The following is a 24,901-nucleotide window of genomic DNA, read 5'->3' on the forward strand; positions in this document are numbered from 1 at the left end:
AGTCGACGACCCACACCACAGTGGCTTCAGTCGACGCGTCGACACCCGCACGGTGGCTTCGGTCGACGTGTTGGGTTCGGGTGCGGGGGTTCGGTGGGCGCGCCTGGGTGGGTCGTTGAGGTTTGGCGGCGCCGGCTGATTTCACTCCCGGGAGGGAGGTGGAACACTCTCGCGGCTGAGGTGGGCGGGTGGGCTCCGGCTGGACAGTGAAGGCACTGACGGCTGGAGGATGGGATGAGCGTTGTTGGGGTCCGGGAGAGAGCCGGGAACAGGTTGCCGGTTCTGGTGGCGGGGTTGTCGTTGGTCTATGCGGTGGCCGGGCTGGCCTGGTTGCTGGGAGCCGGTGGCTATGCGTTCGGGCCGATTCCGCCGGACGGGGATCGGCTGTCGTTGCTGGCTCACCTGCCGAAGGATGTTGGCGCGGGGCTGATCGCCGTACTGGGGATTCTGGGAGTGCCGGCGGCGATCGGGCATACCCGGACGGAGTGGAGTGCGTCGGCGTATCGGCCGTTACTGGCCTTCACCGCGTTGCAGGTGGTGGTGTTCGGGCTGCTGGCGCCGAGTGTCACGGTGGTGATCCTGGTCGGGTATTCGCTCGTCCTGTTCGGTCTGCCGGCCGGGATCCTGTGGTTGATCGTCGGGGCGTGGAAGCAGCCGGCGACGCGGGTGCTGCTGCTCGCCGTGGCGGTGGTGGTGATCGCGGTGGAGGTGACCACCGGGCTGTTCGACTGGGCCGCGTTCCGCGAGGTGGCTGAGGGCATGTCCGGCGTACCGGCAAAGGTGGGGACCACACCGCTGTTCGTGGCCGGCGCGCTCCTGCTGGGGTGTGGGTGGGCGCTGCTGGGTGTACGAGGGCTGCGCAGTGTGCGGGGGCGGTGTCTGCGGTGTGGACGGCCGGGGGCGGCCTGGACGCGGCCGGAGTCGGCTCGGCGGTGGGGGTTCTGGGCGACGATCGTGGCGGTGCTCTGCCCGATGCCGTACGCGTTGCTGCGGATGACGTGGTTGCTGCCGAACCCGATCGGTTTCGACGCCGGCGAGCTGAACGCCGAGCCGGGGATGAAGTTGTTCGGTCTGGGGCTCGGGTTGATCGCGCTGACCTCGGGCATCGTGACGCTCGGGCTGGTCCGGCCGTGGGGTGAGGTGTGGCCGCGGTGGATCCCGTTCGTCGCCGGGCGGCCGGTGCCGATCAAGGCGGCTGTCATCCCGGGCGCGGTCGCCGGCACCCTGCTCCTGGTCAGCAGCGCCTCGCTCATCAGCCTGCTCTGGTCCTCGGACGCCTCGATCGCCGAGAACCTCCTGTCCCTGCTGATCCTCCCCTTCCCGCTCTGGGGCGCCGCCGTCGGCCTGGCCACCGCTGCCTACTACTACCGCCGCAGGCCCACCTGCGCCACCTGCCTCCAGGGGTGAGACAGCAGAGGGCCCCGCGCACGAAGCGCGGGGCCCTCTGTGGGTTGGTGCGGGTTACGTGTCCTGCACGCCCGTGGCAGTGCCGCCGGCCGCGAGGTCGGACAGCTCCAGCTCGGGCGAGGTGGACTTCGGCGTGCCGGTGAAGGTGAAGATCTCCGGCAATCCGTCGTCGCCCACGGTGCCCTCAGGGGCCACGTCGACCAGGACGATCTGACCGGGGCGCAGTTCCCCGAACAGGATCTTCTCGGCCAGCACGTCCTCCACGTCGCGCTGGATCGCGCGGCGCAGCGGGCGGGCGCCCAGGACCGGGTCGAAGCCACGGTCGGCGACCAGTGCCTTCGCCGCCGGGGTGAGCTCGATGCCCATGTCCTTGTCCTTCAGCCGTCCCTCCACCTGCGCGAGCATCAGGTCGACGATCTTGACGATCTCTTCCTTGCCGTGCTGGTGGAACACCACGATCTCGTCGACGCGGTTCAGGAACTCCGGCCGGAAGTGCTGCTTGAGCTCCTCCGTCACCTTCGCCTTCATCTTGTCGTAGGTGCCAGGGGCGTCGTTCGCCCGCTGGAACCCGGTGCTGACGGACTTCGAGATGTCCCGCGTACCGAGGTTCGTGGTCATGATGATGACGGTGTTCTTGAAGTCGACCACGCGGCCCTGGGCGTCGGTCAGACGACCCTCGTCCAGGATCTGCAGCAGCGAGTTGAAGATATCGGCGTGCGCCTTCTCCACCTCGTCGAACAGGACCACGGAGAACGGCTTGCGGCGGACCTTCTCGGTCAGCTGGCCACCCTCTTCGTAGCCGACGTAACCAGGAGGCGAACCGAACAGCCGGGACGCGGTGTGCTTCTCGGAGTACTCCGACATGTCGAGGCTGATCAGCGCACTCTCGTCGCCGAACAGGAACTCGGTCAGCGCCTTCGACAGCTCGGTCTTACCGACACCGGACGGACCGGCGAAGATGAACGAGCCGCTCGGGCGGCGCGGGTCCTTCAGCCCGGCGCGAGTACGCCGGATCGAGCGGGACAGCGCCTTGACCGCGTCCTCCTGGCCGATGTACCGCTTGGCCAGTTCCTTCTCCATGTCGAGCAGCCGGGACGACTCCTCCTCGGTCAGCTTGAAGACGGGGATACCGGTCGCGGTGCTCAGCACCTCGGCGATCAGCTCCTCGTCCACCTCGGCGACGACGTCCATGTCGCCGGCCTTCCACTGCTTCTCCCGCTCGGCCTTCGCGTTGATCAGCTTCTTCTCGTCGTCGCGAAGGCTCGCGGCGCGCTCGAAGTCCTGCGCGTCGATCGCCGACTCCTTCTCCCGGCGCACGTTCGCGATCTTCTCGTCGAACTCGCGCAGGTCCGGCGGCGCCGTCATCCGGCGGATCCGCAACCGGGCGCCGGCCTCGTCGATCAGGTCGATCGCCTTGTCCGGCAGGAACCGGTCGGAGATGTAGCGGTCGGCCAGCTGCGCGGCCTGTACGAGGGCAGGGTCGGTGATGGTCACCCGGTGGTGCGCCTCGTACCGGTCCCGCAGACCCTTGAGGATCTCGATCGTGTGAGCGATCGACGGCTCGGCCACCTGGATCGGCTGGAACCGGCGCTCCAGCGCGGCGTCCTTCTCGACGTACTTGCGGTACTCGTCGAGGGTGGTCGCACCGATGGTCTGCAGCTCACCGCGGGCCAGCATCGGCTTCAGGATGCTCGCGGCGTCGATCGCGCCCTCGGCCGCGCCGGCCCCGACGAGAGTGTGGATCTCGTCGATGAACAGCACGATGTCGCCGCGGGTGCGGATCTCCTTGAGCACCTTCTTCAGACGTTCCTCGAAGTCACCGCGGTAGCGCGAACCGGCCACCAGGGCGCCCAGGTCGAGGGAGTAGATCTGCTTGTCCTTCAGCGTCTCCGGGACGTCACCGCGGACGATCTGCTGGGCCAGACCCTCCACGATCGCGGTCTTCCCGACTCCCGGCTCACCGATCAGGACAGGGTTGTTCTTGGTACGGCGGGACAGCACCTGCATGACCCGCTCGATCTCGGTCTCGCGCCCGATCACCGGGTCGAGCTTCGATTCGCGGGCGGACTGGGTGTAGTTCCGGCCGAACTGGTCCAGCACCAACGAGCTGCTGGGAGCACCTTCGGTGGTCCCGGCGCCGGCCGTGGCCGTCTCCTTGCCCTGGTACCCGCTCAGCAGCTGGATGACCTGCTGCCGGACCTTGTTCAGGTCCGCACCGAGCTTGACCAGGACCTGCGCGGCGACGCCCTCACCCTCGCGGATGAGGCCGAGCAGGATGTGCTCGGTGCCGATGTAGTTGTGGCCCAACTGCAGGGCCTCGCGCAGGGAGAGCTCCAGCACCTTCTTGGCGCGTGGGGTGAACGGGATGTGCCCGCTCGGTGCCTGCTGCCCCTGGCCGATGATCTCCTCGACCTGGGAGCGGACGGCCTCGAGCGAGATACCCAGGCTCTCGAGAGCCTTGGCGGCGACACCCTCACCCTCGTGGATCAGGCCGAGCAGGATGTGCTCGGTCCCGATGTAGTTGTGGCTGAGCATCCTGGCCTCTTCTTGAGCCAGGACGACTACCCGACGGGCGCGGTCCGTAAATCGTTCAAACATCGCCAAAGCGCTCCTTGCCTCAGAGGAGTCGGACGTGCCGTGTTGGCCGACCCCCGTACATGCATGCTAGTCCCCGGTGCCGACAGGCTCGCTCTCGGCGAACAAATGCTCACCGCTCAGCCGGCTGCCGAGGAGGCATCACAAGGGAAGAACCCCACGGATCTCCAGGGTGTTCCCGCTCGGCGCCGATCGGACAGCATGTTCGCCACCAGCGAATTCCTCGAGCTGCCTGCCGAGTCAGCCACCCACGGCCGGACCGGAGAGACCGAACTGTCCACACTGTGAAACAACCGGAATGCGGACGGTCCCGGCACCCTCGCAGGGGCCGGGACCGGCAGTCCGTCGGAATTACTTGGCTTCGTTGTACGCCGCGCGCACCTCGGCGGAGATCCGGCCCCGCTCGCTCACGTCGTACCCGTTCTCCTTCGCCCAGGCCCGGATGTCGGCGGAGTCCGACGCCGACCGGCCCCGGCCCCGGCCGCGGCCGGCTGCGCCGCGACGGCCGGCCACCCGGCGCCCCGCGCCGACGTACCCGGCGAGCGCGTCGCGCAGTTTGGCGGCGTTCTTCTTGGACAGGTCGATCTCGTACGTCGTCCCGTCCAGACCAAAGGTCACGGTCTCGTCGGCCTTACCGCCGTCAAGATCGTCCTCGAGAACTACCTGCACCCTTTGCGCCATCGATGACAGTCCTTTCCGCGCCCGTCACCGGGCCGCAATCCCCCTGCCGTTTTGTTTGCACCTGATTTGTACCGCACAAACCGGGTTCGTGTCATTCACATCGGACAATGAACGGGAAAGATGTGACTAAACCCTCCGGCCGGCACGGTACCGAACGACGCTGTGCCGTCGCGGTGACCTTGAGTATTCAACACCCGAAACCGGCTGGACCAGAATGAATTCGACCCCGGCATTTGCAGTGACAGTCCGTTGTGCTATGCAACGATCCTGCGACCGATTCGCGGAATCACTCCGGCCGCAGCAACGGGAACAGAATCGTCTCCCGGATACCGACCCCGGTGAACAACATCACCAGCCGGTCCAGGCCCATCCCCATCCCACCGGCCGGGGGCATCCCGAACTCCATCGCGCGGAGGAAGTCCTCGTCCAGCTCCATCGCCTCCGGGTCGCCGGCGGCGGCCAGCAACGACTGTGCCACCAGGCGTTCCCGCTGGATCACGGGGTCGTTCAGCTCCGAGTACGCCACCCCGAGCTCGACTCCGTTGATGATCAGGTCCCAGGCCTCGACCAGGCCCGGATTTTCCCGGTGCGGCTTGGCCAGCGGCCGTGCCGACTCCGGATAGTCACGGACAAAGGTGGGCTGGATCAGCGTGTGCTCGACCAGCTTCTCGAACAACTCCACCGCGATCTCGCCGGCATTCCAGCCGGGCTGCAGCGGCACCTCGTGCTGCTCGGCCAGCTTGATCAACGCGGCCGCGTCGGTGTCCACATCGACGGTCTGACCGACCGCTTCGGAGACGAGTTCGAAAAGCGTCGCGTGCCGGAACGGCTGGTCCAGATCGATGGTCGAACCGTCGCGCGCGGTGACCACGCTGCGACCGATCGCCCGGCCCGCGTTCCGGATCAGCTCCGCGATCAGTTCGGCCATCGAGTCGTAATCGCCGTACGCCTGATAGGCCTCGATCATCGAGAATTCCGCAGCGTGGGTCGAGTCCAGTCCCTCGTTGCGGAAGGTCCGGCCGATCTCGAAGACCCGGTCGACGCCGCCGATCATCGCGCGCTTCAGGTCGAGCTCGAGCGCGATCCGCAGCTTCATTTCCTGGTCGAACGCGTTCAGGTGGGTGCTGAACGGCCGGGCCGCCGCGCCGCCGTTGGTCAGCTGCAGGACCGGCGTCTCCACCTCGATGAAGCCGTGCGAGTCGTAGGTCGCGCGCAGTGACTTCAGTACGGCGGCCTTGGCCCGGACCATCTCGCGTGCCTCGGCGCGGACGATCAGGTCGACGTACCGGAGCCGGACCCGGGCCTCCTCGTTCAGCGGCTTGTGCTCGTTCGGGAGCGGGCGCAGCGTCTTGGCGGCCATCTGCCAGCCGGTCGCCTGCACGGACAGCTCGCCGCGGCGACTCGTCACCACCTCACCCTGGACGGACAGCAGGTCGCCGATGTCCACCAGCGCCTTGAACCGGGCCAGCTCCTCCTCACCGAGGTCGGCCAGCGACAGCATCACCTGGAGCTCGGTCCCGTCGCCCTCACGGAGCCGGACGAAGCACAGCTTGCCGGTGTTGCGCAGGAAGATCACCCGGCCGGCCACCGAGACCTGCTCGCCGGTCCGCGTGTCGGGCTCCAGCTCCTGGCCGTCGTACTTGGCCCGCAGGTCCGCCAGCAGGTGCGTCCGGGGCACCGAGATCGGGTATGGCTGCACTCCCTCCGCCAGCAGGCGGTCACGCTTCTCCCGGCGGACCCGCATCTGCTCGGGCAGGTCGTCCTGCCCGCTGTCGGGGTTCGCCGGGTTCACGTGTGCGTCAGTCATGGCCCAAGGCTAGTGACTGAGCACCTCCTGAGCCGAATCCTTTGTCTCCAGGCCCTTGACACGCAGCATTGGTACGGCGACCAGCACCGCGGCGACGACACAGGCGGCACCGCACGCGACGAAGGTCATCCGGGTCCCGAGCAGAGCGCCGAGGAAGCCGCCCAGCACGAGTGCGAACAGGCTGCACGCCCGGACCGTTCCGTTGAGTGCCGCGACCACACGGCCCCGGACGCTCTCGGCAGAGCGGGTGACGATGAGCGTGCTCACCGCGGCGTTGAGCAGGCCGCTCCCGAATCCGACCGTGACCGACCCGATCACCAGCGTGACCACCCCGTCGGCCAGGCCCATCAGTACGCAGGCGATCCCGATGGCGGCCATCCCGGCCAGTACGGCGCGTGACCGGGCCAGGGTCCGCACCAGCCGTCCGCTGAGCCAGGCACCGACGATCGCCCCAGCACCCTGAAGAGCCACCACCCAGCCGTACCCGGCCGCGTTCAGCCCGATCTCGTCGGTGACCAGGTAGACCTCGACCACGTTGACCGCCTCACCCACGAGGACGAACAACCACAGGCACGGCACCAAGATCCGGAGCAGCGAGTCACCGAAGATGCTGCGCAGTCCGGCCGACATGCCACCCCGCTCGGGTACGGCGCCGGGCTCGGGCCGTCGGCGCGTCACGACAAGCCGGGCGACGACGGCCAGGACCAGGAAGGTCGAAGCGTCCACCAGCAGGGCACCTCGGTCGCCCGACCAGCCGACCAGGACGCCACCCACCGCCGACCCGGCCAACGTAGCCACACCGATCAGCGCCTGGCTGGTCCCGGTGGTGCGACCGACGAGGTCTTCCCCGACGATCCGCGGAATCAATGCACCCCAGGCCGGCCCGGCGACCGCCGTACCCACCTGCAGCACACAGACCAGCGCGATGGTCTCGGCCAGGCCGTGACTGAAGGCCAGCCCGATCCCGGCGACCGCCTGCAGCAAGGACGCGCCGACCAGCACTGTGCGGGAGTCGTAGCTGTCCACGATCCGGCCGGCGAACGGGATCATCACGACGGTCGGTACGGCGAAGGCCAGCAGCAGCGCGGTCATCGTGCCGGGTCCGCCATACTCCGAAACCCGCAGCATCAAGGCGATGAGGGCGACCGAGTCGCCCGCGTAGGAGAGCGCACGGGCCGGCAGCACCAGCCGGATGTCGGGGAACGACCAGATCGAAGTCTGAAGTGGTTGCTTCATAGTTATGAAGTTAATGCTTCACATTTACGGTAGTCAAGGGCACCGAAGAGCACCCCGCCCTTCGCTTCGCTCCGGGCGGGGGAGGATTAGGGTGACGTCGTGGCCAAGAAGAAGCGCGTGGTGATCTCCGATCCGCGGGCGATCCGTGCCATCGCGCACCCGGCCCGGCAGCGGGTGATCGACGAGCTGTTCAACGGCCGCGTGCTGACCGCGACCGAGTGTGCGGAGCTGGCCGGGCTGACACCGTCCGCGATGAGCTACCACCTGCGGGCGCTGGAGAAGTGGGGCATCGTCGAGCGCGCCGAGGAGTCGGCCGACGGCCGGGAGCGGCCGTGGCGGGCGGCGGCCGGCAGCCTGATGATCGAGTCCCAGTCGAACCAGGCCGGCCGGCTGGCCAGCCAGGCGATCATGCGGACCTCGGTGGACCGGGTGCTCGAGCAGTTCGAGGAGATGGCCGGCGACGACCCCTGGGACGACATCAGCATGCTGAGCCGCCAGCGGCTGTGGCTCAGCCACGACGACGCCCGGCGGCTCAATCAGGAGCTCACCGAGCTGGTCGACCGGTACAAGAAGGGCCGGACGTCGACGAGTCACCCGGCTGGTACACGTCAGATCAGCACGCTGCTGGCCGTCGTTCCGACCGGGAAGCCGCCACAAGATAACTGAACCGTTAGCTACCGAACGGCGTATCCAGGGGTACCTTCGAAAGAAGAGGTACTTTCCGCCGCCGGGTGGTCGTCATGCAGTCCTGGTTCCTGTGGTTGATCCTCGCCGCCGTCCTCGGCACCGCCGAGTTGATGACGGCGACCCTTGATCTGCTCCTGCTCGCCGTCGCAGCGCTGGCCGCGGCCGGAGCGGCCGGCCTGGGGCTCGGGATCGGGCTGCAACTGCTCGCGTTCGCCGTCACCGCCGCCGCGATGATCACGCTTGTCCGGCCGGTGGCCCGCCGTCATCTGAGCTCCCACCCGCAGTTGCGCAGCGGCGTGGCCGCGCTGGTCGGACGCGAGGCCGTGGTGCTGCGCCAGGTCGGCCGGGAGCCCGGCCGGGTCCGGATCGGCGGTGAGGAGTGGAGCGCGCGGTCCTACGACCCTGACCTCGTCATCCCCGAGGGCACCACGGTGGACGTCTTCGCCATCGAGGGGGCCACCGCCCTCGTCCATCCCCGGGAGGATCCATGGCCGAACTGATCTTCGGGCTGATCGTCGCTCTGCTGGCCGTCGTACTGGTGCTCCGGACGGTCCGGATCGTGCCGCAGGCGCGGGCCAGCAACGTCGAGCGCCTGGGCCGGTACCTGCGCACCCTCGAACCCGGCCTGAACATCGTCATCCCGTTCATCGACCGGCCCCGGCAGCTGATCGACCTGCGCGAGCAGGTGGTCTCGTTCGAGCCGAACTCGGTGATCACCGAGGACAACCTGGTCGTCCACATCGACACGGTGCTGTACTTCCAGGTCACCGATCCGCGGGCGGCGGCGTACGAGATCGCCAACTACATCCAGGCGATCGAGCAGTTGACCGTCACCACCCTGCGCAACGTGATCGGCGCGCTGGACCTGGAGAAGACGCTGACCTCGCGTGAGCACATCAACTCGATCCTGCGCGGTGTCCTCGACGAGGCCTCCGGCAAGTGGGGTATCCGGGTGAACCGGGTCGAGCTGAAGGCGATCGAGCCGCCGCCGTCGATCAAGGAGTCGATGGAGAAGCAGATGCGGGCCGAGCGGGAGAAGCGGGCCGCGATCCTCAACGCCGAGGGTGTCCGGCAGTCCCGGATCCTGACCGCGGAAGGCGACCGGCAGGCGGCGATCCTGCGGGCCGAGGGCCAGGCGAAGGCGATCGACACGGTGTTCGAGGCGATCCACCGCAACGACCCGGACCCGAAGCTGCTGGCATACCAGTACCTGCAGATGCTGCCCGAGCTGGCCAAGGGCCCCGGCAACACGTTCTGGGTGATCCCGTCCGAGGTCACCTCGGCACTGCAGAACGTGACCAAGGCGTTCAACGGCATGGCCCCCGAAGTCGCCAACGGCAAGAACCCTGAAATTACCCCGGACTGATGCCCTGAGCACCTAAAAGACTTGTCTCCGGATGCCACCATGGATGACATGGGGGTACTGGGGCACGCGCTGGCGATCGTCGTTCCGACCGGTGGGATGGCGATCGCCGCTTATCTGGTCGTCGGACTGGTCATCGGGATCGAGAGCATGGGGGTGCCGTTACCGGGTGAGACGACGCTGATCGCGGCCGCGCTGCTCGCGTCACAGGGTCATCTGCACCTGGAGTTCGTCATCGGCGCAGCCGCGGCCGGCGCGATCATCGGCGACTCGATCGGCTACTACATCGGCCGAAAGGCCGGCCGTGGGCTGTTCGAGCGCCTCGGCCGCCGGTTCCACCATTTCTCCGAGGACCGGATCCTCCGCGCGGAGAAGTACTTCCAGCGGTACGGCGTCTGGACCGTCTTCTTCGGCCGGTTCGTCGCCCTGCTGCGGATCTTCGCGGGCCCGATGGCCGGCATGCTGCGGATGCCCTATCCGCAGTTCCTGGCCGCGAACGCCGGCGGCGGGATCGCCTGGGCGACCACGATCGGGATCGTCGCGTACAACATCGGCGACAACGCGGACAAGATCTTCGGCCAGCTCTCGATCTGGGCCCTGGTCGTGCTCGTGCTCGCCGGTGTCGCGGCGTACAGCTACTACAAGATCCGCCGTAAGCACCGCGCCGCCGTACCGGCCGAGCCCGAGCCGCAGTCAGCGGACGTTTAGCGGCAGCTGCGGGGTGGTGGTGCCGTCCATCGGCCGGCCGAACATCATCGCCCCCGGAATGACGAACCGGTAGGCGAAGTCACCCACCGAGGCCGCCTTGAAGAGCAGCGAGGCCTGCCCGTTGCGCATCGCCACCGCCTTGAGGTTCACCCACCGGCGGGTCTGCCGGTTCCACGACTGCAGCATCACGGTCGTGTTCATGGCCGGCTTGACCGTCGTGTAGACGAGCACGTTGGCGCCGCGCGTCTTCGCCGGTCCGCCGACGAACCCGGCCGTCGCGACCCGGACAACGCTCTTGGTGTACGCCGGCCGGCTGCTCGACGAACCGGTGAGGACGCCGACCCGGGTGTAGGCCGGCACGGTGATCTTGTACGGCCGGCTCGGGCCGTTGACCATCGGGATGTCGTAGTGCCCGCCGGCCGTCGTCGAACCGCGGGCCGCCGGGGTCCACCGGGCACCCGGCGTGACCTGAGTCAGCACCATGACCGGTACGCCGGCCGGAGTCGCTCGCCGCTGGACGCACGGGGTCTCCGGATCGCAGATGACCTCCTGTACGACGACCCGACCACGGACGTGGACCTGCACGCTGAACTGCGCCAGCGCGGGCACCACTCCACTGATCGAGCTGGTCAGGCCGAGCACCTCCCCGCCGATCCGGGCGCTCCACTCGTTCTGCGCCCGGAGCTGGAACAGGTACGGCGGCTGGAGGCTCTTGATCATTTGCCGCATGGACGTCGTACCCGGACCGATCGCCCGCATCATGCCGCCCGGCCGTCCGACCATCGGCACGTAGCGCTGGGTCTTGGGGCCCTTCACGTCCAGCGGGTCATTCGGGGTGAAGTCCTGCGGCGCCTCCGGCACCGACCACTTCATCAGCACGCCTCGGCCCATCGGAGTCGCGCTGGCCGCGCCCGGGCGGACCGGACCGTCGGTGTCGAACACCTCGGAGCGCGCGAGTTTGCTGGTCACCCCGCCCTGCGACGTACCGGCGGCCACGGCCACCCGGTAGTTGCCGTCGGGCGGAAAGGCCGAGGTCGGGATCTCCCAGGTGTTCGGCTCATTGGCCGGGATGTACTTCACGTACGACGGGCTGCTGCTGAGCACACCCTCGATGGTGATCCGGTTCGGGGCGTCGCCGTCCTTCCAGCTCACCTGGACGGCCGACTTGCCGTCACCGGCCCAGGCGACCGACACGTCGGTGGGCATCGGGTCCGTCTGACAGGCGGTCAGGGCGGTAGTGCCGATCAGCACCGCCAGCGCCACGGCGAACATTCGCCGCACTCCGACCACCTCGTCTCAGCTGCCTCACAACCGACCGGGTGAACCATACCCATTACCCGGTACCCACCCGGTACGAGCGTTGCCGGATCGGTATGCCGGATCTACCGTGAAGCCACGAGGGGGGACCGGCATGGCATTCATAAACTCACCGTCCGACCCGGGTTTCTTCGAACGGAACCTGGCTCCGGCGGGACACGTACCCAACTACGTCAAGACCTTCGCCGCGCGCCCCGCGGTCTACGACGCCTGGGAGCAGCTCAAGAGCGCGATCCGCGATTCCATGGACCTGCGCCGCTACGAGCTGGCGACCCTGGCCGCCGCGACCGCGCTCAACTCGAGCTACTGCAGCCTCGCGCATGGCCAGGTGCTCGCCGACAAGTTCTACACCTCCGAAGAGGTCGTCGCGCTGGTCACCGAGCCCGCCAACGATCCGGTCGACCGCGCGGTGATGACCTTCGCCCGCAAGGTCGCCCTGGCCGCCGACAAGGTCACCCAGGCGGACGTGGACGAACTGAAGGCCGTCGGCCTCAGCGACGAAGACGTCCTCGATGTGGTCCTGGCCGCCGCGGTCCGCTGCTTCTTCTCCAAGACCATCGACGCCACCGGAACGCCACCCGACGCGGCCTTCAACCTGCTACCGGACAACCTGCGCGAAGCGCTGACCGTCGGCCGCCCGATCGAGGACCCTCACTCAGGCTGATTGCTGGTCGGGCCGCCGAGGTGGAAGTTGGTCGTGACGCCGCTGTACATCAGATGGGTGACCAGGCCCTGCGCGGCGTGCGGCAGGTTGTGGCAGTGGTCCATCCAGATCCCCGGGTTGTCCGCGACGAACGCGACCTCGTAGGACTCGTCGTCCTCGACGTTGAGTGAGTCGGTCCACCACGGGCTCCCGGTGGCGGCGACTCCGTTGCGGCTCAGTACGACGACATGGTGCCCGTGCAGGTGCATCGGGTGGACCTGGCCGGAGGTGTTCTTGATCGTCATCCGGACGACGTCGCCCTCGGACACCATGTACATCGGCACATCCGGGAACTGGTGCCCGTTGATCGTCCACCACAGCCCGGGACGGCCGTCGAAGAACCCAGGCCGCCGGCCGATGTTGTAGTCGAACACCCGAGTCGCCTTGGCCGGGTCGAACGCGAGCTCAGCCGGTTTGCCGTAGGAGAGCAGATCGACCCGGTCCTGCGGTTCGGCACCGGTCGGGGCGTTGCCGTCGCCGATCACCAGCGTCGTCGTTCCGCCACCGAGCCCGATCCGGATCGCGGACCCCTGCGGCATCGTCACCTGCAGGTCGATCCGGCCGCCCGCGGTGACGAGCACGGACTTGTTGCTCACCTCCGGCGGCGCGTTCACCTCGGTCCCGTCCACCGCGACGATCTTGTACGGCGCTCCGTCGACCCAGGACGCCATCGGGCCGTTGTCCGTGTTGATCACCCGGACCCGGACCGTCGATCCAGGTGCGGCCACCCGACGTTCGCCGTACCCGCCGTTGACTGTCTGCACCTTGTCGTACGTGTGCACGGCGGCCACCACGTCGGTGGCGGTCGGTTCCACGATCAGTACGCCGTACAGGCCCTTCTTCACCTGTTCGTGGGAGACCTGGTGCGAGTGGTACCAGTACGTGCCGACGTCCTCGGCGACGAAGCGGTACACGTGCGACTGCCCGCGCCGTACCGCGTCCTGCGTGACACCGGCGACGCCGTCCTCGGCCGCCGGTACGTCGACGCCGTGCCAGTGCAGGGTGATCCCGTCGGGCACGGATTCGTTGCGCAAGGTCACCTGGATCAGATCGCCTTGTTTCGCGACGATCTCCGGCCCCGGCGAGGTGTGGTTCAGCGTGAAGCCGTCCATCGATCCGCGGCCGGGAATCTCGAACCGTTCCTTGCGTGCGACGAGATCCACGATCACGTCAGGCGTGCCGGACGGACCGGTGAGTGTGCTGACGTCCCGCCCGTGGTGGGCGTGCGTCGCGGGTCCACCGCCGTAGTCGGCGTACCCCATCTCCATCGGGGACAGGTCGCCGGGCACCAGGCTGTCCTGCCAGAACCACGCGATCGGTGCGAGCACGGCGATCGTCGCCAGCACTGCGATCACGGTACGGCGACGTGGCCGCCCAGCCATCAGCCGGCGGCCACGCGCGAGTCAGTTGCCAATAGCATCTACCTGGTCGCCTCGGTCGGTGCCGCCGGGGCCTCGACCGGCGCGGCCGGCGGACCGGAGGCCTTCCGGGCGGCCATACTCGCGACCGCGAGCAGTGCGAAGGCGTTCAGCCCGTGCAGCGCCCCGATCGCGGGCAGGGCCCAGGCGCCGAAGGCGAGCGCGATCTGCAGCACGACCACCCCGAATACGTACAGGGCCCACTTGATCCCGCCCTCCACCCGGGCGAAGAAGGACACGATCAGCAACAGCAGCGCGAGCGCCGGGATGACCATCATCCCGACGATGCCGTGCATGCCCTGGCCGAAGTTGAAATCGGTGTTCTTGCTGATGACCGCACCCTCGTCCATGTCCTTGAGGGCCGTGAACCAGCCGAGCGCGACCGACATCGCCTGGACCAGCACACCGATCGCGATCAGACCGGCCAGCACACGATAAACAGACCTCATGATTTCCCCCCACCCCGGAAGTCGTTGACCCTCATAGTGATCCTGGCCACATCACCGGCACAAGAGTTTTTGCCCGATCGGGCAGATTCTGGATCGGCGGGTCTAGTTATTGCGGGCAAACGCCCGGTACAGACCGTGCAGGGTCAGTAGCGGTTCGTCGCGAACCTGGGTCGCCAGCTGCTCCGTGAGCAGCCCGGCCAGCGCGCCGGTCAGCACCACGGGGGTTTCGGGGTCGAGCGACTGCTCCGCGCGGATCCGGGTGACGAGTCCGTCGACCAGCGCGGCGAAGCCGTGGATCGCCCCGGACTGCAGGGCTTCGACGGTGTTCTTCGCGACCACCGAGCGGGGCCGGACCAGCTCGACCCGGCGCAACTGGGCCGCCGCGTGGCCGAGCGCGTCGGTTGCCGTCTCGATGCCGGGGGCAATCACTCCGCCGATGAAGGCTCCGGCCGGGTTGACCACGTCGATGGTGACCGCCGTACCGACGTCGACGACGAGGCAGGGAGCGCCGTACAGGTGGACCGCGGCGAGCGCGTTGGCGATCCGGTCGGTGCCGACCTCGCGCGGGTTGTCCACCAGCACCGGTAGGCCGGTCTTCACGCCCGGCTCGACCACCACGCTCGGGACGTCGTGGTAGTAGCGCGCGACCACGTCACGCAGCTCGTGCAGCACATGCGGTACGGCGGAGCACACCGCGATCCCGGACACCGGCGACTCCCCGGCCAGTAGTCCCTGGAGCAGCACCGCCCACTCGTCCGCCGTACGACGAGGATCCGTGCCGACCCACCAATGCCGCTTGACCGTCCCCTCGAACACCAGGCCGACCAGGGTCCGGGTGTTCTCGACGGCGACGGCGAGCAGCATCAGACGGCCTGCAGGTCCAGGGCGATGTCGAGCACCGGCGCCGAGTGCGTCAGCGCGCCGACCGCCAGGTAGTCGACACCGGTCTCGGCCACGGCCCGGGCCCGATCGAGGGTCAGGCCGCCGGACGCCTCCAGCCGGGCCCGGCCGGCCACCTTCTCGACCGCCTCCCGGAGCAGCGGGATGTCCATGTTGTCCAGCAGGATCAGCTCGGCGCCGGACTCGACCGCGATCAGCGCGTCGTCGACCGAGTCCACCTCGACCTCGACCGCGATCTCCGGATACGCCTTGCGGACCAGGCGGAACGCCTCGGCGACCCCGCCGGCCGCGATCACGTGGTTGTCCTTGATCAGCGCCGCGTCGGACAGGCCCATCCGGTGGTTCTTGCCGCCGCCGCAGCGCACGGCGTACTTCTCCAGCGACCGCAGCAACGGCATCGTCTTGCGGGTGTCACGGATGACCGCGCCGGTGCCCTCGACCGCGTCCACCCAGTGGCGGGTCAGCGTGGCCACGCCGGACAGGTGGCAGAGCAGGTTGAGCATGGTCCGCTCGGCCGTGAGCAGCTGCCGCGTCTTGCCGCGGATCGTCATCAGTACGTCGCCCTTGTGCACGGACGCACCGTCGCTGACCGAGTACTCGAGCTCGACCTCTTCCGGGGCCGCGACCAGCCGGATCACCAGCTCGGCGATCTCCAGGCCGGCGACCACACCGTCGGACCGGGCGACCAGCTCGGCGACCGAGACCTGGTCCGCGTCGACCGTGGCCGTGGTGGTGACGTCCACACCGCCGGCCAGATCCTCCTCGATCGTGGCCCGCACGAGGTCAGCGACCCATTGCCGGTCGACAGTCTCATCCATGCTGGGCATTCTCCTCGGTTTCGTGCGGCACAAACGTCGTACGCGGAATGGCCTGATCGCCGTCTGCCGGCAACGTGAGGTCCAGGTTGCCTGACCACAGCGCGTCATCGCGATCGGGGTGGTCCTCACGCCAGTGCGAGCCGCGGCTCTCCTCGCGTGCGGTGGCTGCGGCGATCAGCGCGGACGCCACCGTGACCAGGTTGGTCGCCTCCCATCCCGGCGTACCCGGCTCACCGGCCGGCTGCTCGATCAGCTTGCCGAGTGTCGCACCCGCCTCCGACAGTCCGGTCGCACTCCGGATCACCCCAGCCCCGATCGTCATCACCCGCTGCAACTCCGGTACGACGTCCGCGTCGACCAAGCCGGGAACGCGGGTGTCGTGGGCAGGCTCGCGCAATTCGGGCAGGCCGTTGGCCAGATGGGTGGCGATGCGACCGGCGAAGACGAGCCCTTCGAGCAAGGAGTTCGAGGCGAGCCGGTTGGCGCCGTGGACGCCGGTGCAGGCGACCTCACCACAGGCGAAGAGCCCAGGCACGGACGTCTGACCGTGCAGGTCGGTCCATACGCCGCCGGACGAGTAGTGACAGGCGGGCGCGACCGGGATCAGTTCACGGACCGGGTCGATACCGTGCGAACGGCAGGACGCCAGGATGGTCGGGAACCGGACTCGCCACTTCTCGTCGCCGAAGTGCCGGGCGTCGAGGTACACGTGATCCTTGCCGGTAGCAAGCATCTGCCGCATGATCGCCTTCGCCACGATGTCCCGCGGCGCCAGGTCGGCCAGCTCGTGCTGGCCTTGCATGAACCGGTTGCCCTCGTGGTCGACCAGGAACGCGCCCTCGCCCCGGACCGCCTCGGACACCAACGGTTGCTGGCCTTTCGCGCTCTTTCCCAGCCACAGCACGGTCGGGTGGAACTGGACGAACTCCAGGTCGCGCAGCTTCGCCCCGGCCCGCAACGCCAGCGCCATCCCGTCACCCGTCGACACACTCGGATTGGTGGTCGCGGCGTACAACTGGCCCATACCGCCGGAGGCGAGGATCACCGCACGACTACGGATCGCGCCGACACCGTCCAACTGGCCCTCACCCATCACGTGCAGGGTGACGCCGGCGACAGCGCCGTCCTCGGAGGTCAGCAGGTCGATGACCAGGGCATGCTCGATCAGCCGGATGTCGTCCGCCCGCTTCACCGCGGCGACCAGCGCCCGCTCGATCTCAGCACCGGTCGCGTCCCCGCCGGCGTGCACGATCCGGTCGCGGTGATGCCCGCCTTCCCGAGTCAGCGACAGGTCCCCGTCGACAGTGTCGAACCGCGCCCCGAGGTCGATCAGATCCCGTACGGCGTCCGGTCCTTCCGTCACCAGCGCCCGTACGGCGTCCGGATCGCAGAGCCCGGCGCCCGCGACGAGCGTGTCCTGCAGGTGCTCCTCGGGTGAGTCCTCCGGACTGAGAGCGGCTGCGATCCCGCCCTGCGCCCACTGGGTCGAGCCGGAGGCGACGACGTCCTTCGTCACCACCAGCACAGAACCGAGCTCACGGGCCTTGAGTGCGGCGGTCAGTCCGGCGATCCCGGACCCGATCACCACCACGTCGACGGTGTCGGTCCAGCCAGGCTCAGGCGCGGCCAACCGTTGCGGGACAGCAGGAGCGGTCATTCCGCGACCGTATCAATCGATTTCACCTGAGCGTGATGGAAATGTTGTCAATGAGACGGGTGGTCCCGACCCGGGCGGCGATCAGCATTCGGGCCTCGCCTGGACCGATCACCGGGCCGAGATCCGGTGCCCGCAGGGCGAGATAGTCGATCTTCACCGAGGGCACGGCTTCCAGCTCCGCATGGGCGGCGGCCATCACGGCGTCCGGTCCGTTCATCCCCGCCTTCGCTCCGGCGGTGAGTGCCCGGTAGAGCACCAGCGCTTCGTCACGCTCGGTCTCGTCCAGGTACCGGTTGCGTGAGGACAACGCGAGACCGTCCGGCTCGCGCACGGTCGGCACCGGCACGATGTCGACGTCCCAGTCCAGATCGCACACCATCTCGCGGATCAGCGTGAGCTGCTGGTAGTCCTTCTCGCCGAACAACGCCAGGTCGGGCGCGGTCAGGTGCAGCATCTTCGCGACCACGGTCAGGACGCCGGCGAAATGCCCCGGCCGGACCATGCCCTCCAGCTCGTCGGCCAGCGGTCCGGGGTGCACGGTGATGGACGGCTCGTTCGGGTACAGCTCGTCGCGGGACGGGTTGAAGACCAGGTCGACGCCTTCGTTCTTGGCGATCGCCAGGTCGCTGGCCAGCGTCCGCGGATACCGGTCGAAGTCCTCGGCCGGCCCGAACTGCAACGGGTTCACGAAGATCGTCAGTACGACGCTGCCGTCCGGACCGACCCGTTCCCGGGCCTCGGCGAGCAGGGCCGCGTGCCCGTCGTGCAGGGCACCCATCGTCATCACGACCGCCCGCGGCCGGATCGCCGCAGCCGCCCGCAGTTCGGCCTTTGTCTGGGTCAGTCTCATCGCGGTGCCTCCCCTGTCCGATACCGCTCGCCTGCCAATCCGTCTGGCACCAGCCCGTTCAGCACCTGGTCGAACCGGGCCGCCGTGTCCGGGTCCAACCGCCCGTCCGCCGCGGCCAGCTCCACCGTTGCCCGGGCCAGCTCGGCGTACGTACTCGCCGTCCGGTCTCGCAGCCCGGCCAGATGTGCTGCCACCGTGTCGACATCGCCCCGGGCAATCGGCCCGGTGAGCGCATGATGACCGGATCGCAGCGTGTTGTCGAGGGTTGCGGTCACCAGTGGCCGGAGTGTTGCAGAGGGATCCTCCACACCGGCCTCTCGCAGTACGGCGAGTGCCTGGGTGAGCAACGTTGTCAGGTGATTCGCGCCGTGGACGAGACCCGCGTGATAGTGCGCGCGCTGCTCCTCGGCCACCCACTGCACCTGGGCCCCGACCGCCTTGACGAGCCGCTCGACCATCTCCCTGGCCTCGTCCGGCGCCGTCGCCGTGAACATCACACCTTCCAGGCTCACCACACCGCCAGGGAACGTCATCGCTGGATGCAAAGCCACTGGCGTCGCAGGCTGTTGGGGTAGGGCTCGCAGGCCGTGTGTGCCCGACAGGTGAACGACGTACTGGCCGCTGCCGAGTGGGAGCTCTTCGGCAACCTGAAGGATCAGGTCATCCGGTACGGCGACCAGGACCACGTCGGCGCGGTCGACGACCTCGTCGGCCGGCAGCACCGGTACATGGGGAAGAAGCCGGGCGGCGCGTTCACGTGACGCGCCCGACCGGGCTGTGACACCGACCAGGGGATGTCCGGCGACCGCCAAGGCTGCTCCCAGGGCGGTTCCGGCCCGGCCGGCTCCGATCAAGCCGATCCGTTCCATGCTCACTCTTTTCGTTCCAGTCCCGCAGGGGGGTACCAGACGATCCACCTTCAGCCTAGGCGATGAGAGCATGCCGTGGTGAGCGATACGTTGGCGGCGCGGACCGGTTTGACGGCGATTCTGATCACAGTGCCCGAGCTGGCGGACTACACCCACCGCTGGCGGTCGGTATCCCGGTCGACAGCGCGTCCCCACGTCCGACTGACCGAGTTGATCCCACCGCACGTCACAGTCCTGGTGCCGTGGGTGGTTGAGCCGATATCAGACGACGTACGGCGGTTGTCCGAGGCTGTGACGCCGTACGAGCCGTTCGAGCTGAGCTTCCCGACCGCTGGCCAATTCCCGAACGGTACGGCGTGGCTGAAGCCGGAGCCCTTCGACAAGCTGCAGTCGCTGCTGGTTTCGGTCTTCGAGGCGTTCCCGGAGTGTCCGCCGTACGGCGGGGAGTTCCCGGAGCCGCATCCGCATCTGACCATCTCGTCGGCCGACCAGGGCGGTCCGGCCGTCGTTGCCGAAGCGACGGAGGCTCTGGCTGCCACACCGGCGCCTACGGCCATGCTCACCGAGTTGGGGCTGTGGCGTGAGGGTGAGGACGGCGTCTGGCGGCAGTTCGACGCGGTCCCGTTGTGATCACCTTCCGCGAAGGCTGGGAGCGAGCCCTTTACGGGCCTGACGGGTTCTACCGGCGGGAGCGGCCGGCTGCACACTTCCGGACGTCTGTGCACGCGTCCGCGTTGTTCGGACAGGCGGTGGCGCGGCTGGCTCGTGCGGTGGGTGCGTCGAAGGTTGTGGACATCGGCTCGGGGTCGGGCGAGTTGGGCGACGTACTGCGAGCCGAGGGCTTGTCGGTCGTCGAGGTGGAGCTGGACGACGAACTGCCGGCGGCCCTGGGCGGTCTGGTGATCGCCAACGAGTGGCTGGACAACGTGCCGTGTGACGTCGCCGAGCTCGACGAGGACGGCGTACCGCGGTATCTGCTGGCCGACCTGTCGCTCGGTGAGGTTGTCGCGGGCAACGATCTGCGCTGGCTCGAGGAGTGGTGGCCGTTGCGGGAGCCGGGTGATCGGGCCGAGATCGGCACGACGCGCGATCTGGCCTGGACCACGGTTGTCGAGCGGCTTGCCGATGGTGGGGTGGCGGTGGCGATCGACTACGGGCACGTGCGCGCCGGTCGGCCGCTGTACGGGACTGTCACCGGCTTCCGGGCCGGCCGCGAGTGTGACCCGGTGCTGGACGGCTCCTGCGATGTCACAGCACACGTGGCACTGGACTCGCTGGGCGGGTCCCTCGTGCTGCAGCGGGACGCCTTGCGGGCTCTCGGAGTGAGCGCGACCCGTCCGAGCCTGGAGCTGGCTCAGACGGAACCACTGCGCTACGTGGCCGAGCTGTCGTCGGCCGGTGAGGCTGCGGAGCTGCTGGACCCGTCCGGGCTTGGTGGGTTCGGCTGGGTGTGGACGGCAGTCGGTGAGGGCGCTGTACGACGGGCTTCGCGGGCCCTGTCGGCCTGAGCCTCCAGGAGCTGTGCGGCCTCGAACTGGTCGCGGTGCAAGGCGATGGCGTCAGTCGGGCCGAGTGGGGTGTCCACATGGACGTTGGCCAGACCCATACGCCGCTGGATCGGCCCCTGCTCCAGTCGAACGGACTGAGTCTTGTGGTGCAGCACGATCGACGTACGACGGCTCACCCAGCCGCGCGTGGTGACGAGCACCTGGTCGTCGTGACCGTACGACAGGTAGCGCCAGCCGATCGGTCGCAACCGCTTGACCCGCTCCGGTGCCTGGTGCATCTCGATGCGGGAGAGGTCCAGCCCCGGCAGGATGCGAGCGAGCACGAAGGCCACCTCGCCGCGGTCTCCAACTGGCAGGAGCTGCGCACCCTCGCGGGCGTCCTCCCCCTCGGATGGGTCACCCGCCAGACCGGCGATGTCCAGCTCCACGCGAGCCCAGCCGAGCAGCCGCCAGATGATCGGCTCGGTGATCAGCAGGCCCTGCACCCGACCGGGCGGCACAGTCTGCCGCTGTACGTCGAACAGACCGCGCTTGATCCGCAGTCCGTGGTCGGTCTCCGACAGGGTGAAGCCGTGGTTGCCGACGACCTGCTTCCAGATCGGCTGCACGACACCGAGCAGCAGCGGCAGACCGGCGAACAGGCCGATGTGGAAGTCCAGCACCGTGGTGGCGACGATCAGCCAGATCAGACCACCGGCGCTACCGAGGACGGTCGAGGACAGCAGGGTCGCGCCGAGCAGGCGGCCCGTTGGGACCACCATGATCGGCTCCCGCTCGGGCTGCGGGGTGGTGTGCTCGACGGCCTGCTCGCCCTTGGCCCGGACCAGCAGGATGGTGCGGAGCTTGCCGGCTTCGTCGTACGAGAAGTAGCTCAGTTTGCCGTCGCTCTTGCCGCCGCCGGCCACGTCCATCCGCAGCTCGGCCATCCCGAACAGGCGGGCGACGAACGGCTGGGCGACGTCGATCGCCTGGATCCGGTCGAACCGGATGATCCGGGTCCGGCGGAACAGGAACCCGCTGTCCACCCGGATCGCGTCGTCGGTCAGCTGCCACTTGGTGAACCACCAGGACAGCGCACCGAGCAGGATGCCGCCGATCAGGACCGCGACCAGGCCCAGGCCGGCCAGCTTGAGATTGCTGCGCAGGCTCTCGTTGTTCACCATCGCGATCGCCGCGACGACGAAGTACCCCCAGCCCTTCACGAACGGCGTCAGCGGATGCAGCCGCGCCCCGGTCGGCTCTTCCGGCGGCTGGGGTGACTGCGGCTGGACCGGTTGTTGCTGGGCGGTCTGCTGCTGGGTGGTCTGGTGCCCGGGGGCGTCGTACGGCCCGGGCGTCGGCTCTGTCACAGGCCCCACGCCTGGGCCTGGCCGAGGGCGGACAGGCGGTCGCGCAGACGGCTCGCCTCGTCCGGGTGCAGGCCGGGGATCTTCGCGTCGGTCGCCGGCGTCGCGGTGTGCAGCTCCACCGTGGCGATCCCGAACGCCCGCTCCACCGGCCCGGCCGTCACGTCGACGAACTGCATCCGCCCGTACGGCACCACGACCAGCTCACGGAACAGGATCCCGTGGCTGACCAGCAGTTCGTCCTCGCGCTCGGCGTACTTCCAGGACCGCTGGTTCCGTCCGATCAGGACCCACGACCAGCCGAGTCCGGCCGCGCACACGACCAGCGCGAGTACGCCGTACACCCAGCCGAGCGTCAGCCCGAGGACCACCAAGGCCAGCAGACCGAGCACACCGAACGTGAGGCCCGCGTTCAGCCGGCGGACCGAGGCCAGCTTCGGCGAAACCGGCGTCCAGCTGACATCCGAAGGTGCGAAGAGGTCGTCCACAGCCCAAGCCTGTCACGCCGCTGGTCATCTCGGCGCCACGGTAGTGTGCCTGGTGCGACCGAGCGTGCGGGAGACTGACGATATGAGCACGGAGCGAGTGGTGGGAATCGGCGCCGGGGCCGCCGGGTTCGACCCGCAGTACGAGCGGGGCGGGACCGGGAGCGGCTCAGAGCTGGCCACCACCGACATGGTGCTCAACATCGGCCCGCAGCACCCGGCCACCCACGGCGTGCTCCGGCTCCGGCTGACCCTGGACGGTGAGCGGATCCTCGGCTGCGAGCCGATCGTCGGCTACATGCACCGCGGCGCGGAGAAGTTGTTCGAGGTCCGCGACTACCGCCAGATCATCGTGCTGGCGAACCGGCACGACTGGCTGTCCGCGTTCAGCAACGAGCTCGGCGTGGTGCTCGCGGTCGAGCGGATGATGGGCCTGGAGGTCCCGGTCCGCGCGGTCTGGCTGCGTACCCTGCTGGCCGAGCTGAACCGGATGCTGAACCACCTGATGTTCCTCGGCTCCTACCCGCTCGAGCTCGGCGCGATCACCCCGGTCTTCTACGCCTTCCGCGAGCGCGAGACCCTCCAGGCGGTGATGGAGGAGCTGTCCGGCGGCCGGATGCACTACATGTTCAACCGCGTCGGCGGCCTCAAGGAGGACCTGCCGTACGGCTGGCTCGGCCGCGCGTCGGCCGCCTCGGTCGCGGTCCGCAAGCGGCTGCCGGATATCGAAGACCTTGTCATGGGCAACGAGATCTTCCGGGCCCGCACCGTCGGCGTCGGCCGGCTCTCCCCCGAACTGATCGCGCAGTACGGCGTCTCCGGCCCGATCGCCCGCGCCTCCGGCGTCGACGCCGACCTCCGCCGCGACGAGCCCTACCTCGCGTACGACGAGTTGCAGCGCGACGGCGTACTCAAGGTCGTCACCCGGTCCGAGGGCGACTGCTTCGCCCGGTTCTGGGTGCTGCTCGAGCAGGTGAAGGTCTCCCTCGACCTGGTCGACGCGTGCATCGACAAACTGTCGTCCCTACCCGCCGGCCCGGTGAACGTCCGGCTGCCGAAGATCCTCAAGGTCCCCGAGGGCAGCACCTACGCCTGGACCGAGAACCCCCTCGGCATCAACGGCTACTACCTGGTCTCCCGCGGCGACAAAACCCCCTGGCGCCTCAAACTCCGCTCCGCCAGCTTCAACAACATCTCCGCCCTCCCCGCCCTCCTCCCCGGCACCGTCATCCCCGACATGATCGCCATCCTCGGCAGCATGTTCTTCGTCGTCGGCGACATCGACAAGTAGGTCAGGACGCGGTCGCCTGCTTGACCAGCTCGAGGAAGGGCTCGACGATGCCGGCCGAGACCGCGACCGTGCCACGGGACTCCGGAGTGTGCTCCGAGCCGTCGACATCCAGCACCCGGACACCGGCCTCGCGGGCGATCGCGACCCCGGCCATCGTGTCCCAAGGCTTGTTGGAGAACATCACCATCGCGTCGAAGTGTCCGGCCGCGACCCAGGTGAGCGCGGTCGCCGCCGTGCCGATCTGGCGGAGCCGCTGCACCCGCGGGATCAGCAGCCGGACCATCTCCAGCCGCTCCACGTTCAGCGCGGCGGCGTCCGGCCCGACCGTATAGTCGCCCGCGGCAACCAACGCGTCGGTCAAGCTGGTGCAGTCGCTGCCGCGGATCGCCGTACCGTTGCAGGTCGCGCCCCGTCCCTCGGCGGCGGCATACCTGGTCCCCAGCGCGGGGTGGTCGATGACTCCTGCGACCGCCCGGCCCTCGTGGATCAGGCCGAGCGAGATCCCCCACAGCGGTACGCCGTGGATGAAGTTGACCGTCCCGTCGATCGGGTCGAGCACCCAGCGGGTCCCGGCGGTCGCGCCGCCCTCCTCCTCGCCCAGTACGCCGATGTCAGGCGTCTCCCGCTCGAGGAATGCCCGGACCTCTCGCTCCACCGCGAAGTCCACCTCGGACGCCATGTCCCGGTCCCCTTTGGACGTCAGCACCCCCGGCGCCCGGGTGTCGGTGACGGTCCTTCCCCGATCGACAGCGGCTTCGGCGACCTTCAGCAGTTCGGAGATATCCACAGGGCAGAACCTACGCGAC

Annotated in this window: 23 protein-coding genes and 2 pseudogenes; 9 read left to right on the forward strand and 16 right to left on the reverse strand. The window is 68.6% G+C overall.

The genetic code is table 11. The features are described 5' to 3' along the window. The first annotated feature begins 234 nt into the window (after positions 1–234). Complete coding sequence (locus tag V9K99_RS12720) at positions 235–1,407, forward strand: hypothetical protein (RefSeq protein ID WP_337001997.1); 1,173 nt, start codon at positions 235–237, stop codon at positions 1,405–1,407. 54 nt (positions 1,408–1,461) lie between these two features. On the opposite strand, the gene V9K99_RS12725 is transcribed toward V9K99_RS12720, so the two are convergent. From V9K99_RS12725 to V9K99_RS12740, 4 genes are all read right to left on the reverse strand, one after another. After that, the gene (locus V9K99_RS12725; protein WP_337001995.1) at positions 1,462–4,005 is read right to left on the reverse strand and encodes an ATP-dependent Clp protease ATP-binding subunit; all 2,544 of its coding nucleotides are present in this window, start codon (positions 4,003–4,005) and stop codon (positions 1,462–1,464) included. Between the two features lie 348 nt (positions 4,006–4,353). Then, a complete protein-coding gene (locus tag V9K99_RS12730) occupies positions 4,354–4,683 on the reverse strand; it encodes a histone-like nucleoid-structuring protein Lsr2 (protein WP_337001993.1) in 330 nt (109 codons plus the stop codon). A gap of 286 nt (positions 4,684–4,969) precedes the next feature. Then, on the reverse strand, positions 4,970–6,490 hold the full coding sequence (lysS, locus tag V9K99_RS12735) for a lysine--tRNA ligase (RefSeq protein WP_337001991.1): 1,521 nt from the start codon (positions 6,488–6,490) through the stop codon (positions 4,970–4,972). A gap of 9 nt (positions 6,491–6,499) precedes the next feature. Then, complete coding sequence (locus tag V9K99_RS12740) at positions 6,500–7,726, reverse strand: MFS transporter (RefSeq protein ID WP_337001989.1); 1,227 nt, start codon at positions 7,724–7,726, stop codon at positions 6,500–6,502. A gap of 99 nt (positions 7,727–7,825) precedes the next feature. Here V9K99_RS12740 and V9K99_RS12745 point away from each other — a divergent pair, with 99 nt between their 5' ends. The 4 genes from V9K99_RS12745 to V9K99_RS12760 all read left to right on the forward strand — a co-directional run bounded on the left by V9K99_RS12745 (position 7,826) and on the right by V9K99_RS12760 (position 10,484). Beyond that, positions 7,826–8,392 carry a winged helix-turn-helix domain-containing protein gene (locus tag V9K99_RS12745; RefSeq protein WP_337001987.1) on the forward strand — a complete coding sequence of 189 codons (567 nt, stop codon included), beginning with the start codon at positions 7,826–7,828 and terminating at the stop codon, positions 8,390–8,392. A 74-nt stretch (positions 8,393–8,466) separates the two neighbouring features. Continuing rightward, entirely contained in the window at positions 8,467–8,913 is a 447-nt protein-coding gene (locus V9K99_RS12750; RefSeq protein ID WP_337001985.1) for an NfeD family protein, read from the forward strand. Then, positions 8,901–9,779 (forward strand): SPFH domain-containing protein, encoded by an 879-nt coding sequence (locus V9K99_RS12755; protein ID WP_337001983.1) that lies wholly within the window; start codon positions 8,901–8,903, stop codon positions 9,777–9,779. The genes V9K99_RS12750 and V9K99_RS12755 overlap by 13 nt, the downstream gene beginning before the upstream one ends. A gap of 39 nt (positions 9,780–9,818) precedes the next feature. Next, complete coding sequence (locus tag V9K99_RS12760; protein ID WP_337001981.1) at positions 9,819–10,484, forward strand: DedA family protein; 666 nt, start codon at positions 9,819–9,821, stop codon at positions 10,482–10,484. Here V9K99_RS12760 and V9K99_RS12765 read toward each other — a convergent pair. Beyond that, on the reverse strand, positions 10,470–11,756 hold the full coding sequence (locus tag V9K99_RS12765; protein ID WP_337002327.1) for a hypothetical protein: 1,287 nt from the start codon (positions 11,754–11,756) through the stop codon (positions 10,470–10,472). The genes V9K99_RS12760 and V9K99_RS12765 overlap by 15 nt on opposite strands. 139 nt (positions 11,757–11,895) lie before the next feature. On the opposite strand from V9K99_RS12765, the gene V9K99_RS12770 reads away from it, so the two are divergent. Next, on the forward strand, positions 11,896–12,465 hold the full coding sequence (locus V9K99_RS12770; RefSeq protein ID WP_337001979.1) for a carboxymuconolactone decarboxylase family protein: 570 nt from the start codon (positions 11,896–11,898) through the stop codon (positions 12,463–12,465). On the opposite strand, the gene V9K99_RS12775 is transcribed toward V9K99_RS12770, so the two are convergent. The 8 genes and pseudogenes from V9K99_RS12775 to V9K99_RS12810 all read right to left on the reverse strand — a co-directional run. Next, positions 12,453–13,850, reverse strand: coding sequence for a multicopper oxidase family protein (locus tag V9K99_RS12775; RefSeq protein ID WP_337001977.1), 1,398 nt, complete (start codon positions 13,848–13,850; stop codon positions 12,453–12,455). The two genes, V9K99_RS12770 and V9K99_RS12775, sit on opposite strands and share 13 nt — an antisense overlap. A gap of 74 nt (positions 13,851–13,924) precedes the next feature. Beyond that, positions 13,925–14,371: a hypothetical protein gene (locus V9K99_RS12780; RefSeq protein WP_337001975.1), complete on the reverse strand. Its 447-nt coding sequence runs from the start codon at positions 14,369–14,371 to the stop codon at positions 13,925–13,927. Positions 14,372–14,473: 102 nt separating this feature from the next. Further along, positions 14,474–15,235: a type III pantothenate kinase gene (locus V9K99_RS12785; RefSeq protein WP_337001973.1), complete on the reverse strand. Its 762-nt coding sequence runs from the start codon at positions 15,233–15,235 to the stop codon at positions 14,474–14,476. Then, the gene (gene nadC, locus V9K99_RS12790; protein ID WP_337001971.1) at positions 15,235–16,089 is read right to left on the reverse strand and encodes a carboxylating nicotinate-nucleotide diphosphorylase; all 855 of its coding nucleotides are present in this window, start codon (positions 16,087–16,089) and stop codon (positions 15,235–15,237) included. The genes V9K99_RS12785 and nadC overlap by 1 nt, the downstream gene beginning before the upstream one ends. Further along, positions 16,082–17,746 carry an L-aspartate oxidase gene (locus V9K99_RS12795; RefSeq protein WP_337001969.1) on the reverse strand — a complete coding sequence of 555 codons (1,665 nt, stop codon included), beginning with the start codon at positions 17,744–17,746 and terminating at the stop codon, positions 16,082–16,084. The genes nadC and V9K99_RS12795 overlap by 8 nt, the downstream gene beginning before the upstream one ends. Before the next feature lie 22 nt (positions 17,747–17,768). After that, positions 17,769–18,596: a pantoate--beta-alanine ligase gene (gene panC, locus V9K99_RS12800; RefSeq protein WP_337001967.1), complete on the reverse strand. Its 828-nt coding sequence runs from the start codon at positions 18,594–18,596 to the stop codon at positions 17,769–17,771. Beyond that, complete coding sequence (locus tag V9K99_RS12805; RefSeq protein ID WP_337002325.1) at positions 18,593–19,129, reverse strand: DUF2520 domain-containing protein; 537 nt, start codon at positions 19,127–19,129, stop codon at positions 18,593–18,595. The genes panC and V9K99_RS12805 overlap by 4 nt, the downstream gene beginning before the upstream one ends. A gap of 63 nt (positions 19,130–19,192) precedes the next feature. Beyond that, a pseudogene (locus V9K99_RS12810) lies at positions 19,193–19,537 on the reverse strand (NAD(P)-binding domain-containing protein); the annotation flags it as partial. A 6-nt stretch (positions 19,538–19,543) separates the two neighbouring features. On the opposite strand from V9K99_RS12810, the gene V9K99_RS12815 reads away from it, so the two are divergent. Continuing rightward, positions 19,544–20,095, forward strand: coding sequence for a 2'-5' RNA ligase family protein (locus V9K99_RS12815; protein WP_337001965.1), 552 nt, complete (start codon positions 19,544–19,546; stop codon positions 20,093–20,095). Between the two features lie 269 nt (positions 20,096–20,364). After that, positions 20,365–20,730: pseudogene (locus V9K99_RS12820) on the forward strand (SAM-dependent methyltransferase); the annotation flags it as partial. A gap of 107 nt (positions 20,731–20,837) precedes the next feature. Here the strand turns inward: V9K99_RS12820 and V9K99_RS12825 are convergent. Both V9K99_RS12825 and V9K99_RS12830 read right to left on the reverse strand, forming a co-directional pair. Then, positions 20,838–22,322 (reverse strand): PH domain-containing protein, encoded by a 1,485-nt coding sequence (locus V9K99_RS12825; RefSeq protein WP_337001963.1) that lies wholly within the window; start codon positions 22,320–22,322, stop codon positions 20,838–20,840. Then, complete coding sequence (locus V9K99_RS12830; RefSeq protein WP_337001961.1) at positions 22,319–22,807, reverse strand: PH domain-containing protein; 489 nt, start codon at positions 22,805–22,807, stop codon at positions 22,319–22,321. The genes V9K99_RS12825 and V9K99_RS12830 overlap by 4 nt, the downstream gene beginning before the upstream one ends. Before the next feature lie 82 nt (positions 22,808–22,889). Between V9K99_RS12830 and V9K99_RS12835 the strand changes: the two genes are divergently transcribed. After that, the gene (locus V9K99_RS12835; protein ID WP_337001959.1) at positions 22,890–24,095 is read left to right on the forward strand and encodes an NADH-quinone oxidoreductase subunit D; all 1,206 of its coding nucleotides are present in this window, start codon (positions 22,890–22,892) and stop codon (positions 24,093–24,095) included. Position 24,096: 1 nt separating this feature from the next. Here the strand turns inward: V9K99_RS12835 and V9K99_RS12840 are convergent, their stop codons facing one another. Continuing rightward, complete coding sequence (locus V9K99_RS12840) at positions 24,097–24,882, reverse strand: inositol monophosphatase family protein (RefSeq protein ID WP_337001957.1); 786 nt, start codon at positions 24,880–24,882, stop codon at positions 24,097–24,099. Between the last annotated feature and the right edge of the window lie 19 nt (positions 24,883–24,901).

This window comes from Kribbella sp. CCNWLW201, from assembly GCF_037203805.1.
Lineage (GTDB): Bacteria > Actinomycetota > Actinomycetes > Propionibacteriales > Kribbellaceae > Kribbella.

Coding starts and splice junctions, on each gene's coding strand:
- panC (WP_337001967.1), bottom strand. CDS start 18,596: ATGAGACTGACCCAGACAAAGGCCGAACTGCGGGCGGCTGCGGCGATC.
- V9K99_RS12740 (WP_337001989.1), bottom strand. CDS start 7,726: ATGAAGCAACCACTTCAGACTTCGATCTGGTCGTTCCCCGACATCCGG.
- V9K99_RS12835 (WP_337001959.1), top strand. CDS start 22,890: ATGAGCACGGAGCGAGTGGTGGGAATCGGCGCCGGGGCCGCCGGGTTC.
- V9K99_RS12765 (WP_337002327.1), bottom strand. CDS start 11,756: ATGTTCGCCGTGGCGCTGGCGGTGCTGATCGGCACTACCGCCCTGACC.
- V9K99_RS12760 (WP_337001981.1), top strand. CDS start 9,819: ATGGATGACATGGGGGTACTGGGGCACGCGCTGGCGATCGTCGTTCCG.
- V9K99_RS12770 (WP_337001979.1), top strand. CDS start 11,896: ATGGCATTCATAAACTCACCGTCCGACCCGGGTTTCTTCGAACGGAAC.
- V9K99_RS12805 (WP_337002325.1), bottom strand. CDS start 19,129: ATGACGTTCCCTGGCGGTGTGGTGAGCCTGGAAGGTGTGATGTTCACG.
- V9K99_RS12795 (WP_337001969.1), bottom strand. CDS start 17,746: ATGACCGCTCCTGCTGTCCCGCAACGGTTGGCCGCGCCTGAGCCTGGC.
- V9K99_RS12755 (WP_337001983.1), top strand. CDS start 8,901: ATGGCCGAACTGATCTTCGGGCTGATCGTCGCTCTGCTGGCCGTCGTA.
- V9K99_RS12750 (WP_337001985.1), top strand. CDS start 8,467: ATGCAGTCCTGGTTCCTGTGGTTGATCCTCGCCGCCGTCCTCGGCACC.
- V9K99_RS12780 (WP_337001975.1), bottom strand. CDS start 14,371: ATGAGGTCTGTTTATCGTGTGCTGGCCGGTCTGATCGCGATCGGTGTG.
- nadC (WP_337001971.1), bottom strand. CDS start 16,089: ATGGATGAGACTGTCGACCGGCAATGGGTCGCTGACCTCGTGCGGGCC.
- lysS (WP_337001991.1), bottom strand. CDS start 6,490: ATGACTGACGCACACGTGAACCCGGCGAACCCCGACAGCGGGCAGGAC.
- V9K99_RS12720 (WP_337001997.1), top strand. CDS start 235: ATGAGCGTTGTTGGGGTCCGGGAGAGAGCCGGGAACAGGTTGCCGGTT.
- V9K99_RS12785 (WP_337001973.1), bottom strand. CDS start 15,235: ATGCTGCTCGCCGTCGCCGTCGAGAACACCCGGACCCTGGTCGGCCTG.
- V9K99_RS12725 (WP_337001995.1), bottom strand. CDS start 4,005: ATGTTTGAACGATTTACGGACCGCGCCCGTCGGGTAGTCGTCCTGGCT.
- V9K99_RS12730 (WP_337001993.1), bottom strand. CDS start 4,683: ATGGCGCAAAGGGTGCAGGTAGTTCTCGAGGACGATCTTGACGGCGGT.